The 14,496-nt window shown below is 72.2% G+C and carries 11 protein-coding genes; 3 read left to right on the forward strand and 8 right to left on the reverse strand.

What is annotated here, in order from left to right; all coding sequences use genetic code 11:
* Positions 1-261: 261 nt before the first annotated feature.
* The 5 genes from ABZ624_RS31405 to mce all read right to left on the reverse strand — a co-directional run bounded on the left by ABZ624_RS31405 (position 262) and on the right by mce (position 8,458).
* On the reverse strand, positions 262-1,146 hold the full coding sequence (locus tag ABZ624_RS31405) for an ABC transporter permease (RefSeq protein ID WP_360096466.1): 885 nt from the start codon (positions 1,144-1,146) through the stop codon (positions 262-264).
* Positions 1,143-2,507, reverse strand: coding sequence for an ABC transporter ATP-binding protein (locus tag ABZ624_RS31410; protein ID WP_360096469.1), 1,365 nt, complete (start codon positions 2,505-2,507; stop codon positions 1,143-1,145). The genes ABZ624_RS31405 and ABZ624_RS31410 overlap by 4 nt, the downstream gene beginning before the upstream one ends.
* A 238-nt stretch (positions 2,508-2,745) precedes the next feature.
* Positions 2,746-3,681, reverse strand: a complete 936-nt coding sequence (locus ABZ624_RS31415) for a cellulose-binding protein (protein ID WP_360096472.1) — start codon at positions 3,679-3,681, stop codon at positions 2,746-2,748.
* 183 nt (positions 3,682-3,864) lie between these two features.
* On the reverse strand, positions 3,865-7,812 hold the full coding sequence (gene scy, locus ABZ624_RS31420) for a polarized growth protein Scy (RefSeq protein ID WP_360096475.1): 3,948 nt from the start codon (positions 7,810-7,812) through the stop codon (positions 3,865-3,867).
* Positions 7,813-8,017: 205 nt separating this feature from the next.
* Entirely contained in the window at positions 8,018-8,458 is a 441-nt protein-coding gene (gene mce, locus ABZ624_RS31425) for a methylmalonyl-CoA epimerase (RefSeq protein WP_360096478.1), read from the reverse strand.
* A 149-nt stretch (positions 8,459-8,607) separates the two neighbouring features.
* On the opposite strand from mce, the gene ABZ624_RS31430 reads away from it, so the two are divergent.
* From ABZ624_RS31430 to ABZ624_RS31440, 3 genes are all read left to right on the forward strand, one after another.
* Positions 8,608-9,807 carry an acetyl-CoA C-acetyltransferase gene (locus tag ABZ624_RS31430; RefSeq protein WP_360096481.1) on the forward strand — a complete coding sequence of 400 codons (1,200 nt, stop codon included), beginning with the start codon at positions 8,608-8,610 and terminating at the stop codon, positions 9,805-9,807.
* Between the two features lie 51 nt (positions 9,808-9,858).
* A complete protein-coding gene (gene meaB / locus ABZ624_RS31435; RefSeq protein WP_360096484.1) occupies positions 9,859-10,815 on the forward strand; it encodes a methylmalonyl Co-A mutase-associated GTPase MeaB in 957 nt (318 codons plus the stop codon).
* A gap of 340 nt (positions 10,816-11,155) precedes the next feature.
* Positions 11,156-12,382, forward strand: coding sequence for an MFS transporter (locus ABZ624_RS31440; protein WP_360096487.1), 1,227 nt, complete (start codon positions 11,156-11,158; stop codon positions 12,380-12,382).
* An 87-nt stretch (positions 12,383-12,469) separates the two neighbouring features.
* On the opposite strand, the gene ABZ624_RS31445 is transcribed toward ABZ624_RS31440, so the two are convergent.
* The 3 genes from ABZ624_RS31445 to ABZ624_RS31455 all read right to left on the reverse strand — a co-directional run bounded on the left by ABZ624_RS31445 (position 12,470) and on the right by ABZ624_RS31455 (position 14,495).
* The gene (locus tag ABZ624_RS31445; RefSeq protein WP_031171854.1) at positions 12,470-12,946 is read right to left on the reverse strand and encodes a MarR family transcriptional regulator; all 477 of its coding nucleotides are present in this window, start codon (positions 12,944-12,946) and stop codon (positions 12,470-12,472) included.
* 92 nt (positions 12,947-13,038) lie between these two features.
* A complete protein-coding gene (locus ABZ624_RS31450; protein WP_360096490.1) occupies positions 13,039-13,848 on the reverse strand; it encodes an AIM24 family protein in 810 nt (269 codons plus the stop codon).
* The gene (locus tag ABZ624_RS31455) at positions 13,845-14,495 is read right to left on the reverse strand and encodes an AIM24 family protein (protein ID WP_360096493.1); all 651 of its coding nucleotides are present in this window, start codon (positions 14,493-14,495) and stop codon (positions 13,845-13,847) included. Before ABZ624_RS31455 ends, ABZ624_RS31450 begins: the two co-directional genes overlap by 4 nt.
* Position 14,496 lies beyond the last annotated feature (1 nt).

The following is a 14,496-nucleotide window of genomic DNA, read 5'->3' on the forward strand; positions in this document are numbered from 1 at the left end:
TGAGGGCGCAGGGCGCTGGCCTGAGGTTACCGCCGGTCACGGGGGACTGGCGTTCCGCGAGGGCGCACAGATGTGGTTGTTCTGTGTGTTTCCTGTGCGTGCCGCTGAGGCGATGATCGTCATCGGCCCTCAGAGAAATGGCTGATTCTCGCCCCTGATATCGGCGGACGCGACCGTGAAAACACGAGGGCCCCCCGTCGGCGCCCTGCGGATGCGTGATCCGCGGCGCCCGGGAGGCCCTCGTTCGTCGGACGGCCAGGCTCACACGTCCCGGCTCTGCAGAAGCGCGTAGGCGCCGGCGTACGCGGCGGCGGTCAGGCCCAGAATGATCCACAGCGGGTCCCAGCCGGTCGGGCCGGAACCGCTCAGGGTGTTGTCGTAGAAGACGCCCAGCTGGCTCGGGATGGAGTACGTGAACAGCCACTCCCGTACGTCGGCCAGCGAGGAGGTGGCCATGAACAGCGCGATGACCAGCGGCGCGAGCACCGCGCCGATCATGATCGTGATGCCGCCCGCGGAGTGCCGGACGATCGAGCCGATGAGCAGCGAGAGCAGCCCGAGCAGCGCGATGTAGAGGCTGACGCCGACGGTGTCCTTCAGCCAGTCCGAGCCGGAGGGCGTACGGGCGCCGGTGCCGCTCAGCATGGACGTCTGGACCATGGCCACGAAGGCGGACGTGGCCAGCGTGACGACGAAGGCGACGAGGAAGAACACGATCGACTTGGCGGCGAGCACCCGGCCCCGGCTCGGGCACGCGGTCATCGTCGTGCGGACCATGCCGGTGCCGTACTCCGATGCCGTGGTCAGCACGCCGAGCGTGATGATGCACATGAGGCCGAGGAGCAGTCCGAAGAACCCGAAGGAGAGCGGGTTCGTGCCCTCCATGTTCGACGAGTCGGCGTGGGCCTTGACCAGCGCGCCGGTCATCAGGCCGATGCCGACGACCAGGACCACGAACACGCCCAGCGTCCACATCGTCGAGCGCACCGACTTGATCTTCGTCCACTCCGAGGCCAGCGCGTGCCCGAGGTGGGTGCGTACGACCGGGATCGGCGAGGTGTAACCGGGGTACGAACCGCCGGGCGCCGCCTGCCAGTCGGGCGCGGCGGCGGGGGCCTGCGGCATCGGGGGCTGGTGGGTGCTCATCGGGCGTCCTCGGGCTTGGTCAGGTCGGCGGGGGCGGAGGCGGCGGCCGGAGCCGGGGCAGGGGGAGCGGCGGCGGGCGCCTGCTGCGGCGCGGCGGGAGCCGACGGCGCTCCCGGCGCCTGCGGGCCACTCGGCGCCGCGGCCGGCGGCTGCGCCTGCGCCTGCGGGGCGGCGGGGGCCGGCTGGGCGTACGGGTTGGGGGCGCCCGCCTCCGGAGCGGCGGGTGCGCCGGGAGCCGCGGGGGCGCCGGGCACACCCTGGGCGCCGTATGCGCCCGCCGGGGCGCCGCCGTACAGCCCCGCGGGCGCCTGCGGCATCGAGAACGGCTGCCCGCCCTGCTGGGGCGGCGGCGGGGCGTACCAGCCGGGCTGGCCCTGGCCGGGCACCGGCATGGGCGGCTGGGCGCCGGGCGGCAGCGGCTGCTGCAGGCCCGCCTTCTGGTCGATGGTCGAGCGGTAGTCCACGGCGCCCTGCGTCATCCGCATGTACGCCTCCTCCAGCGAGGCCTGGTGCGGCGACAGCTCCCACAGCCGTACGCCCGCCTCGTGCGCGACGTCGCTGATCCGGGGCAGCGGCAGCCCGGTCACGCGCAGCGCGCCGTCCTGCTCGGGCAGCACATGACCGCCCGCCTCGGCGAGCGCGGTGCCGAGCTTCTCGCGCAGCTGGGGCTCGGTGTCGGGGGTGCGCACACGCGCGAAGTCGGCGGAGTTGGCCGAGATGAAGTCCTTCACGCTCATGTCGGCGAGCAGCTGGCCGCGGCCGATGACGATGAGGTGGTCGGCGGTCAGCGCCATCTCGCTCATCAGGTGCGAGGAGACGAACACCGTACGGCCCTCGGCGGCGAGGGCCTTCATCAGGTTGCGGACCCAGAGGATGCCCTCGGGGTCGAGACCGTTGACCGGCTCGTCGAACAGCAGCACCTGCGGGTCGCCGAGCAGCGCGGCGGCGATGCCGAGGCGCTGGCCCATGCCGAGCGAGAAGCCCTTGGAGCGCTTTTTGGCCACGTCCTGCAGGCCGACGACCCCCAGCACCTCGTCCACGCGCCGGGCGGGAATGCCCGACAGCTGGGCGAGGCTCAGCAGGTGGTTGCGGGCCGACCGGCCGCCGTGCACGGCCTTGGCGTCGAGCAGCGCGCCGACCTGGCGGGGAGCGTTGGGCAGCTTGCGGTACGGGTGGCCGCCGATCGTCACCGATCCGGCTGTCGGGTTGTCCAGCCCGAGGATCATCCGCATCGTCGTGGACTTGCCCGAGCCGTTCGGCCCGAGGAAGCCGGTGACGGCTCCTGGCCGCACCTGGAAGGAAAGGTTGTACACGGCGGTCTTGTCGCCGTAGCGCTTGGTCAGGCCGACAGCCTCGATCATGCTCCGCACCCATCGAAAGGTTCAGGACAGCGGGGCACACGCCCCCGTAAGGGTTAGGAGGATATCGAGGCGCTGACGGTTCCGCCCAAAAGAAAGCAAAGCCAGAGCACTACGCTGAGTGCACGTGGCTGCTACTGAGCGTTTCTGACGTTTACTGCGCGTCCTGCGTCTCTGCGTCTGAGCGACGGGAAGGAGCCCCCTGCCACGTGACGGCAGAGGGCTCCCCAAGCGCCCGCACTTACCGGGTCTGCTGTGCCGGCACCCCGCGAGAGATGGGCTCGTCGTCGGTCGTCGTACCGGCGGCAGCCACAGCGGCACCCGTCAGCGTCGCCAGCATCTCCCGCACGTTCGTCAGCTGGGCGTTGATGCTGTCGCGGCGGTTGGTCAGCGCGGCGAGCTCGCGCTCGGACTCCGAACGGATGCGGTCCGCCTTGGCGTTGGCGTCGGCCACGATGTCCTCGGCCTGGCGCTGGGCCGTCTCCACCGTCTGGCGGGCGCGGCGCTCGGCGTCCGTGCGCAGCTTCTCCGCCTCCAGGCGCAGCTGCTCGGCGCGGTGCTCGATCTCCGCCAGGCGCTTCTCGGCCTTCTGCTGACGCGAGGCCAGGTCGCGCTCGGACTGCTCGCGGCGCTTGGCGAGGTTCGTCTCGAAGTCGGCGGCGGCCTGCGCGGCCTTGGCGCGGGTCTCCTCGAAGAGGGCGTCCGCCTCCTCGCGCTTGGACTGCGCGTCCTTCTGCGCCTCGGCACGCAGCTGGGCCGAGTCGGCCTTGGCCTTCTCGACGATCCGGACGCCCTCGTCCTCGGCCTTGGCCTTGCGCTCGGCGGCGTAGGACTCGGCGTCGTTGCGGACCTGCTGGGCAGCCGACTCGGCGAGGTCGCGGTGCTGTTCGGCCGCCCGCCGGGCCTCCTCACGCAGCTCCTTGGCCTCTTCCTCGGCCAGCCGCAGGATCTTCTCGACCCGCGCGCCGAGACCCGCGTACGACGGCTCGGCGTCAGTGACCTGCGCCTGGGCGTTCTGCGTTTCGAGGTGCAGCTCCTCGATGCGCTTCTCCAGGGCGGTGATACGGGAGAGAGCGCTGTCACGGTCGGAGACGAGCTTGGAGATACGTTCGTCCACCTGAGCGCGGTCGTACCCACGCCGCACAAGCTCGAAGCCGTAGGGGGAAGTGTCGCTCATGGGGTTCCTGTCCAATGAGACCGGTGAGGTGATAGGGGGAATCCTAGGGGCCGAAGCGCTGTGTCATCGAGCGGATACGTGTTTGATCTGGAGAATGACACCTCTTTCGGGTGGCTGACCGTCAGAGTGCTTGCCAAGGAGTCGGGCAAAGCCCCCAGAAGATACCGGAACGCACCTCGCGCGCTACCCCTCTGAGGATTTGCCACCCGATCGGGGGGCACCGATCGTCGCACCGGCCTTGACTCCGCCCTCCTTGCCGGACGCCGGCGCCTCGAAGGACTCGAGCGCTTCCAGGACGTCCTGCACCCGGGAGATCTCGGCGTTGATGTCCTCGCGGCGGCGCACCAGGATCTCCAGCTCGCGCTTGCCCTCCTCGACCGTGCGCCGCGCCTCGCGGATCGCCTCGGCCTTCAGCTCCTCGGCCTCCTTGACGAGGCTGGCCTTCTTCTGCTCGGCCTCCTTCAGCAGCCCCTCCGCCTTCTTGACGGCGGCGATCCGCACCTTGCCCGCCTCGGAGCTCGCCTCCGAGACCAGCTCCTTGGCCTTCGCCTCCGCCTTGGCCAGCTGCTCCTCGGCGGCCTGGATGAGCGCGTCGCAGCGGTCGCCGGTGGACTTCATCGTCTCGGCGGCCTCGCGCCGGGCCCGCTCGTGCAGCTCCTCGATCTCGGTGGTGATCCGCTCGCGCAGCTCCTCCGCGCGCTCCCGGATCGCGGTGGCGTCCCGGCGGGCACCGACCAGCAGCTCGTCGGCGTCCGTACGGGCCTTCTCCACCCGGGTGTTGCCCTCGACGGTCGCCTCGGCGACGATCCGCTCGGCCTCGCTGCGGGCCGCGCCGACCATCGTGTCGGCCTGCGACTCCGCGTCCGCGGTGGCCTTCAGCGCCTGCGCCTGCGCCTCGGCGAGCAGCTTGTCCGCCTCGGCCGTGGTCTCGGTGATGAGCGTGTCGACCTGCTCGGCCGCCTCGGAGCGCCGCTTGTTGGCGTCCTTGCGGGCCTCGTCCAGAGTCCGCTCGGCCTCCTCGCGGGCGGAGTTGACGAGCCGCTCGGCCGTGTCCTCCGCGTCCGCCTTGAGCCGTTCGGCCTCCGCCCGCGTCCGCTCGGCGTGCGCCTGCGCGGAGCCGACGGTCTCGGCGGCCTCGGCGCGCAGCCGCTCGGCGTCGTCGGTGGCCTCCCCGACGAGCTGCTCGGCCTTCGCCAACGCCTCCGCGCGCACCCGGTCCGCCTCGGCCAGGGCCTCGGTGCGCACCCGCTCGGCCTCGGCAGCCGTCTCCGTCTGCAGCCGCTCGGCCTCGGTCAGCGCCTCCGTGCGCACCCGGTCGGCCTCCGCGACGGTCTCCGTCTGGAGCCGCTCGGCCTCGTTGCGTGCCTCGGTGATGAGGGTGTCCGCCTGGGTCGCCGCGTCCGACCGGATCCGGTTGGCGTCCTCGCGGGCGTCCGCACGGGTGCGCGCCGCCGCCTGGTCCGCCTCGGCGAGCGCGTCCGAGGCCTCGGTGCGCACCCGCTGGGCGTAGTCGGACGCGTCCGAGCGCAGCCGCTCGGCCTCCGCCATCGCCTCCGTGACCGTACGCTCGGCCAGCGCTTTGGCGGCCTCCGACTCCTCGTTCGCCGCGCGACGGACACGACGGGCGTCGTCGCTCGCCCGCTCCCGTTCGGCGTAGGCGTCGGCGCGCAGCCGGTCCGCCTCCTCCTCGGCCTCCCGCTTCATACGGTCCGCCACGTGCTCGGCGGCCGAGCGCAGCCCGGTGATCTCCTCCTGAGCCTGCTCGTGCAGCCCCGCGACGGAGTCCCGTACCTGCTGGGCGTGCTGCTCGGCGGCGGAGACCATCTCGGTGGCGCGCCGGTCGGCCTCCTCCACCAGCCGGGTCGCCTCGGCCTGCGCCTCCTCGACCCGCTTGCGGGCGGAGGCCAGCAGCTCCTCGCTCTGCTCACGGGCGCGCCGGCGCTCCTCGTCGGCCTCCTCGCGGGCCGCGCCGAGGGTCTCCTCGGCCTCGCGGCGGCGCCGGACGGCCTCCTCCTGGGCGGCGGCCAGCGTCTCGGACGCCTCGGTGCCGAGCCGCTCGGCGGCGGCCTGCGCCTCCGCGCGCACCCGGTCCGCGGTGTCCTGGGCATCCACCTTGAGCCGCTCGGCCTCGGCAGCGGCCTCGGAACGCAGCCGTACGGCGATGGCCTCGCCCTCGGCGCGGGAGGCGGACGCGTCGGACGCGGCCTCGTCGCGCAGCCGGTCGGCCTCGGCCTCGGCCTGCTGCTGGAGCGCACGGATCCGTTCCGCCGACTCCGTGCGCAGCCGGTCGGCCTCCTCGGCGGCCTCGCGGCGGATCCGGGCGGCCTCCTCGCGGGCCTCGGTCAGCGCCTGCTCGGCGGAGGCGAGCCGCTCCTGCGCCTCCGTCTGAAGACGGGTCAGCTCCGCGGCGGCCTCGGTGCGGCGCGCCTCAAGGATCCGCTCGGTCTCCTCGCGCAGCTCGCGCGCGGCGGTCTCGGCGTCCGTCCGGACCGTCTCGACCTGCTCGTCGGCCTCGGCGCGCAGCCGCTCGGCCTCCTTACGGGCCCGGTCCAGGGTCTCCTCGGCCTGCCGGCGCAGGCTGGTGGCCCGCTCGATGGCCTCGGTACGGACCTTCTCGCTGTCGCCGGTCGCGGTCTGCCGCAGCTCGTCGGCGTCCGCCTTGGCCTTGGCGAGCAGCTCCTCGGCGGACCTGGCCGCCTCCTCGATCTGCGCGACCGCCTCCCGGCGGGCCTCCGCGCGGATCGACTCGCCCTCGGCGACCGCGTCGGCGCGCAGCTGCTCGGCCTCGCCGCGCAGCCGGCGGGCCTCCTCCTGCAGCTCGACCGTCTTGGCGCGGTACTCCTTGGTGTCGTCCTTCGCCGCGCCCTTGAGCTGCTCGGCGATGTCGTGCGCCTCGGCGCGCAGCCGGTCCGCCTCGGCCTCGGCCTCGGTGCGGATCCTCTCGGCCTCCTCGGTGGCGGCCTTGGTGGTGTTCCTGGCCTCCTCCGCCGCCTTGTTGAGGACGTCCTCGGCGGTCTTGGCGGCCTTGGACAGCTGGGTCGCGCTCTCCTCGGCGGTGACCGTACGGGCCTTCTCGGCGGCCTCGGCGACGATCTTCTCGGCCTCGGCGCGGGCGTCGGCGACCAGCTGCTCGGCCTCCGACTTGGTGTTCTCGGCCTCCTTGGTGGCCTCCTCGACCAGCCGGGCGACCTGCTCCTTCGCGGTGCGCGTGCGGGCCTCGCCCGCGGCCTCGGCGCTCGCGAGTGCCTTGGCGGCGGCCTCCTTCGCCTCCGTCTGCAGCTTCTCGGCCTCGGCCTGCGCCTTGCGCAGCGCCTCCTCGGCCGCCGTCATCCGCTCCTCGGCGGCCCGGCTCAGCTCGGCGGCCTGCCGGCGTGCGGCGTCCGACTCGGTGACGGTGGTGGTGCGCAGCCGCTCGGCGTGCTCGGTGGCCTCCTGTGCCTGCGTGGAGGCGGCGTTCAGCAGGCGTTCGGCGTCGGTGCGGGCGCGGCGCAGGAGCTGCTCGGCCTCCGCGCGGGCCGCCTCGGCGTCGCTCTGCAGCCGCTCCCGGGCCTCCCGGGTCAGCCGCTCGGCCTCCGCGCGGGCGGTGGCCATCGCCTGCTCGGCCTCGGCGCGGGACTCGTCAAGGAGCCGGCGTGCCTGCTGTTCGGTGCGGGCGCGCAGCTGCTCCGCCCAGGCCACGTTCTCGTTGACGTGCGACTCGACGGTGGCGCGGCGCTCGGCCAGCTCCTGGTCGAGCTGCTGGCGCCGGGTCACCGCCTCCTGGTGCAGCTCCGCCTGGAGCCGGGCGGCCTGCTCGGCGTGCTCCTGCAGGATCCGCTGGGTCTGCGCGCGGGCCTGGCTCAGCTCCCGCTCGGCGTCCTGCCGCAGCTGGTCGGCCTGAATCTGGGCATTGCGGAGCAACTGTTCGGCCTGATAGCCGATGTCACCGCCGTCGAAGGCGGGCCGGGTCATCAGGGTGCGGCGCGCCTCGTGCAGCTTGGCGCGCAGCACCTCGACCTGGTAGCCGAGGTCCTCGGCGTGCTGGATCGCCTTCTCCCGCTCGGTCCTCAGCCGTTTCATCTCGGCCTCGAACCGAGAGAGGTGGTCGACGTCAGCCGCCGGCTCTCGCTCCTGGCTCTCGTAGCCCCGCACTGCGCGGTCCCATCCGTCCCCTGGTCAGCTTCTCCTACGAGCCTCGTCCTCCGCCGAACGGGGCCCCCGGGGAATGGTGTCAGATCAACGGCGGAGCACGGGCTGCTGCCCCGACGCTCGTCCCCCGAAACCCGGACCCCGGCATGCGATCGTCCCGGTTTGAGGGACGACCGCCCCCAACCCTACCGGCCCTTATGTACGGGGGTCAGTGCTCGGGCGACTCAACAGGGGCCGAAGTGACCAGTTCTGTGAGGACTCCGTGGCAGTCCTTGGGGTGCAGGAAGGTGATCCGCGAGCCCATGGAGCCGCGCCGGGGCTCGTCGTACAGCACGCGTACGCCCTTGTCCCGGATCGCCTCGGAGTCGGCGTCGACGTCCGCCGTGCCGAAGGCGATGTGGTGGACGCCCTCCCCGTTCTTCGCGAGCCACTTGGCGACGGTGGAGTCCTCGCGGGTCGGCTCCAGCAGCTGCAGGTAGGAGGCGCCGCCGTCCGAGGTCCCGTTGATCCTGAGCATGGCCTCGCGCACGCCCTGCTCCTCGTTGACCTCGGTGTGGAACACCTCGAAGCCGTACGTGGCCCGGTAGAACTCGACGGTCGCGTCGAGGTCGTGGCAGGCGATCCCGATGTGGTCGATTCGCGTCAGCATGGATTCAGTGCAGCGCTCCTCGCCTGGTTACGCAACGTGCGCGCGATCACACCGTAAGGCCGATGACGCCATGCTCTACCGCTCAGTACATTCGAAGTAAACCCTCGTTCACTCCTCGGCTGTGCAGGCCGGTAAGGGGATCGCAGCTCATGCCTTCTGGAACGACCAGCTCGGTGATCGTCGCCGGCGCGCGCACGCCCATGGGACGACTCCTGGGCTCCCTCAAGTCCTTCTCCGGGGCCGACCTGGGCGGCTTCGCGATCAAGGCCGCCCTCGACCGTGCGGGGATCGGCGGCGACCAGGTGCAGTACGTGATCATGGGCCAGGTGCTGCAGGCCGGCGCCGGCCAGATCCCGGCCCGTCAGGCGGCCGTGAAGGCCGGCATCCCGATGAACGTCCCGGCGCTCACCATCAACAAGGTGTGTCTCTCCGGTCTCGACGCCATCGCGCTCGCCGACCAGCTGATCCGCGCCGGCGAGTTCGACATCGTCGTGGCCGGCGGCCAGGAGTCGATGACCAATGCCCCGCACCTGCTGCCGAAGTCCCGCGAGGGCTTCAAGTACGGCGCGGTCCAGATGCTCGACGCGATGGCCTACGACGGCCTGACCGACCCGTGGGAGAACATCCCCATGGGCGAGTCCACCGAGAAGCACAACACCCGCCTCGGCATCGCCCGCCCCGAGCAGGACGAGATCGCCGCCCTGTCCCACCAGCGGGCCGCCGCCGCGCAGAAGAACGGCCTGTTCGAGGCCGAGATCACCCCGGTGGAGATCCCGCAGCGCAAGGGCGACCCGGTGCTGTTCAGCAAGGACGAGGGCATCCGCGGCGACACCACCGTGGAGTCCCTGGGCAAGCTGCGCCCGGCCTTCTCCCGCGAGGGCACGATCACCGCCGGTTCCGCCTCGCAGATCTCGGACGGTGCGGCGGCCGTGGTCGTGATGAGCAAGGCCAAGGCCGAGGAGCTGGGCCTGGAGTGGCTCGCCGAGATCGGTGCGCACGGCAACGTGGCCGGCCCGGACAACAGCCTCCAGTCCCAGCCGTCCAACGCCATCCGGCACGCCCTGAAGAAGGACGGCCTGGAGGTCTCCGACCTCGACCTCATCGAGATCAACGAGGCCTTCGCCGCCGTCGCCGTGCAGTCAATGAAGGACCTCGGCGTGTCCACCGAAAAGGTGAACGTGAACGGTGGTGCGATCGCCCTGGGTCACCCGATCGGCATGTCCGGCGCCCGGCTCGTGCTCCACTTGGCGCTCGAGCTCAAGCGCCGCGGCGGCGGGGTCGGCGCGGCCGCGCTGTGCGGTGGCGGCGGCCAGGGTGACGCGCTCATCGTGCGGGTACCGAAGGCCTGAGTTCCCCCTACGTAGCCGACGGTACGTCGCTGAACCGAACGGAGCTGTGTGATGCAGGACGTCTCCTCTCTGGTGGCCCTGGCCAGGGAAGGCCGGCCGCGGGCCGTGGCCCGGCTGATCTCCCTCGTGGAGGGGGCGTCCCCGCAGCTCAGGGAGGTCATGGCGGCGCTGGCCCCGCTGACCGGCAACGCGTATGTGGTGGGCCTGACGGGCTCACCCGGCGTGGGCAAGTCCACCTCCACCTCCGCCCTCGTCACGGCCTACCGCAAGCAGGGCAGACGGGTCGGCGTCCTGGCCGTCGACCCGTCCTCGCCGTTCTCGGGCGGCGCCCTGCTCGGCGACCGCGTCCGCATGTCGGAGCACGCCTCCGACCCCGGCGTCTACATCCGCTCCATGGCCACCCGGGGCCACCTGGGCGGCCTCGCCTGGGCGGCCCCCCAGGCGATCCGCGTCCTCGACGCGGCCGGCTGCGACGTGATCCTGGTCGAGACGGTGGGCGTCGGCCAGTCGGAGGTCGAGATCGCCTCCCAGGCGGACACGAGCGTGGTGCTGCTGGCCCCCGGCATGGGCGACGGCATCCAGGCGGCCAAGGCGGGCATCCTGGAGATCGGCGACGTGTACGTCGTCAACAAGGCGGACCGGGACGGCGCCGACGCCACCGCCCGCGAGCTGAACCACATGCTGGGCCTCGGCGAGTCCCGTGGCCCCGGCGACTGGCGCCCGCCGATCGTGAAGACGGTCGCGGCGCGGGCCGAGGGCGTCGACGAGGTCGTCGAAGCCCTGGAGAAGCACCGCGCCTGGATGGAGGAGCGCGGCGTGCTCGCCGAGCGCCGCAGGGCGCGGGCGGCCCGCGAGGTGGAGACCATCGCCGTCACCGCGCTGCGCGAACGCATCGGCGACCTGCACGGCGACCGCCGCCTCAGCGCCCTCGCGGAGCGCATCGTCGCGGGCGGACTGGACCCGTACCGCGCGGCGGACGAGCTGGTCGCGGGCCTCACAGAGGGCTGAGGGTCGCCGATGTGGCGATCATGTTGCTAGGCCCTGTCGTCACATTCCCGCCTGCCCGGCGGCGCCTGGCACGCACTCCCCCAGAGGGGGGACCCCCAGCCGCGTTGCCGAACCGCCCACGTGGCTCCGCCACGAGGGCGCTCCGGCGCCTTGCGATCGCACGCACCAGACGCCGCCGGGCCCGCCCTACGGGCGGACGACGGGAATGTGACGACAGGGCCTAGGCTGACGGGCATGTTCCTCTTCATGGCGTAGAGCACGCATCGGACCGCGGGGCCGGCCACACGGCCACCGCGTCCTTCGGCGTCCCCTCTTCCGCCTCCCGCAGAGGAACTCCAGCGTGTCCACGCACCCTTCGCCTTCCTATGCCGCCGTCCTGCGCATCCCGCACGCGCGCCGCACCTTCGTCGCCGCCCTGCTCGCCAGGCTGTCGTACGGCGTCGTCCCGTTGTCCCTGATGCTCGCCGTGACCCGGGCCTCCGGGTCGTATGCGACGGCGGGCACCGTCATGGCGCTGTTCTCCGCCACCAGCGTCTTTCTGTCGCCCGCCCGGGCGGCGCTCATAGACCGCCACGGGCCGCGGCGTGTCCTCGCCCCGATGGCCGGGGCCTACATCGCGCTGCTCGGGCTGCTGACGGCGACCGTCTGGCGTCCGGGCGCCGTCCCGCCGCTCGCCGTCGGGGCTGTGACGGCCGCCGCCGGGGCCTGTACTCCGCCGCTCGGGCCCACCATGCGGGCCGTGTGGGGGCGGCTCGCCCCGGACCGGGCGCTGCTGCAGCGCGCCTACAGCCTCGACGCCGTCGCCGAGGAACTGCTGTTCGTGTCGGGGCCGTTGCTGGTCGGGCTGCTCGTCGGGTTCGCTCCGCCGGCGGCCGGTGTCCTCGCCGGGGCGGTGCTGATGGCGGCGGGCACGGCGGGGTTCGTGTCGTCTCCCGCGGTGCGTGCGGTGCCGCCGGGCGGGCGCGAGCGGGACCGGCGTCCGGCCGGGCGGCGGGTGCTGCGCGGGCTGGGGCGGCCGGTGGTCGCCGCCGCCGGGGTCGGTCTCGCGCTGGGCGTGGTCGAGCTGCTGGTGGTCGCCTTCGCGGAGGAGCACGGCAGCGGGGGCAGCGCCGGCTGGGTGCTCGCCGCCCTGTCCGCCGGAAGCGCCGTCGGCGGGCTGCTCAACGGTGCCGTCTCGTGGCGGGCCACCGCAGGGGCACGGCTGCCCCTGCAGGCGGCCGGACTGGGGCTGGTGCTGTGCGCCGCCGGGCTGGTGCACGGGGTGGGCACACTCGCCCTGGCGGTGGCGGCCGCTGGGCTCTTCGTGTCCCCGCTGATCACCACCGCGTACCTCATCGCCGACGAGACCGCGCCGCCCGAGGCCCGGGTCCGGGCCGGTGCCTGGGTCAACACGGCCCTCAACGCGGGGGGTACGGCGGGTGCCGCGGTCGGCGGGGTGCTGGTCGGCGGGGTGCCGCCGGGGCCGTGCTTCGCGGTGACCGGCGCGGTGATGCTCCTGACCGCGCCGGCCGTGGCCCGGGGCGGGGCTCGCACGAGGGACACGGAACACTCCGCATCCCTGCTGTGACGGGCCCCATCAGCCAGGAGGTGCCGGCGGGCGGAGCGGTTTCGGAGCTCCGGCCGCCGCCGGCTCGCAGATGCCGGACGTCCGCGGTTACGGACGTCCGCGCTGACCGCGCAGATGCTCCGCGATCGGCTTGAGTGCCTTGTCCAGCTCTATCAGCGCCTCCGGTGACAGCAGATCGATGAAGTGCCGCCGTACGGACGCCACATGGTGCGGTGCCACCTTCTTCATCGTCTCCATGCCGTGCTCGGTCAGCACGGCGTACAGCCCCCGCCGGTCGGACTCGCAGTTCTCGCGGCGCACGAGGTTCGCGTTCTCCATCCGCGTGATCTGGTGCGAGAGCCGGCTCTTGGACTGCAGGGTCGCGGAGGCGAGATCACTCATCCGCATCCGTACGTCGTCCGACTCGGACAAATTGACGAGGATCTCGTAGTCGTTCATCGTCAGGCCGAACGGCTGCAGATCCTTCTCCAGCTGGTACGTCAACAGCCTGTTGACCTCCAGGTGGGTGCGCCAAGCGCACTGCTCCGCATCGGTCAGCCAGCGCGTGGCCGTCTCGGTCTCCATGAATGAAGTCTACCTAAGAAGTTGAATGACGAACTACTTCGGGTGGTGTGACAGTGCGCACGCGTTCGACGTCACACTCCGCAGACTACCGCTCACAGCCCGAAGCGACGCTGGAGGTCCCCCAGCTGTCCGGGAAGGCGCGGTGCGCCCGAGGGTTGCGGACCGTGTCCGTCCGGTGCCCCTCCGCCACCTCCGGGCACCCCTGGTTCGGACGGAACGACCCCCGTCGCCGCCTCGCCCATGAGGGTCTCCGTCGACTGCAGCAGGACCGTCCCGGCGCCCGCGAACTCGAACTGGTGCTCCTCCCCGGACACCCCGCCGAGGCCCGTCATTGCACGTAGACCGCCCAGTAGGCCCATCAGATACCCGTGGTCGTAGTGATGGCACGGAGACGGGCAGTCGGCCCACCCGACGAGCGCCTGCGGGTCGACCCGGATCGGAGGTTCCATGAACACCACCGGCCCGTTAGATGCGGCCACAAACTTTCCGGTTCCGATAAGGGTCAGAAAACCCGGCACGATCGATTGTTTGAGTGCGAGACTTGGCTGAAAAGCGAGCAGGTTGCCCGCGCGAATGGTCAAGTTCCCGTCGTCCAGGTCGTAGGAGTTGACGTCGAAGGCCCGGTCGGCCAGCAGCATCTTGCCGGAGCCCGCCGCCACGACCCAGTCGCTCGCGTGCAGTGGCGAATGGAACGAGGTACGGACAAGTCGGTCGAGTCGCCCGTGCCCGATGCCGTTGAACTCGATCGCCCCGTAGTAGGCGATCATCTTCCCCTTCTGCAGGAACCACTGGCCGCTCTTGAGCTCGACGCAGAACGTGTACGCGTTCACGTTGTCGTCGGCGGGCAGCGTCATCGGGTCGTACACCACCGGCCCGGCGCCCGGAGTTCCGTAGGTGTTCACAGCTTTTCCTCCGAGGCCTGGACGTAGACCGTGCCGTTGCCGCTCAGCTCCAGCTGGAAGGCCTCGCCGGAGCCGCGGCCCACCAGCTCGCGCCAGCCGAGCGCGGTGGACAGCTTGTTGCGGACCTCGCCGTGGTGGGCGACGTAGGCCTGCGGGTCGACGTGGACCGGGCGCTGGGGGGTGACCGGGATCTCGAAGACGCCGCCGTGCGCCATCACGGCGACCGAGCCCTGGCCCTGCAGGGTGGTGGTGAACAGACCCTGTCCGGTGACCTGGCCCCGGACCAGGCCCATCACCCCGCCCTGTGAGCCCATGAACATCGTCCCCTGCCGCAGCGTGCCCTCGAACGCGAGCAGGCGGTCGGCCTCCACGTAGAGGGTGTCGCCGGTGAGGTGGATGACATGGACGTGGTGGCCGCCGTGCCCGAAGAAGACGGTGCCGCTGCCCTCCACCGTCATCAGCGGGGTCGCCTCGCCCGTCACCCGGCGCCCGACCATCGACATCAGCCCGCCCTGGCCGCCCTGGAGGTTCGGCGTGAAGGACACGTCCCCCTGGTACGCGAGCATCGCGCCGCGCTGACTGAACAGCCGCTGCCCCGGCAGCACGGTCGCCTCGACCATCTTGGAGTTGATCTCCCGGAACGCCATG

The sequence above is a fragment of the Streptomyces sp. NPDC007205 genome (genome assembly GCF_040634095.1).
Lineage (GTDB): Bacteria > Actinomycetota > Actinomycetes > Streptomycetales > Streptomycetaceae > Streptomyces.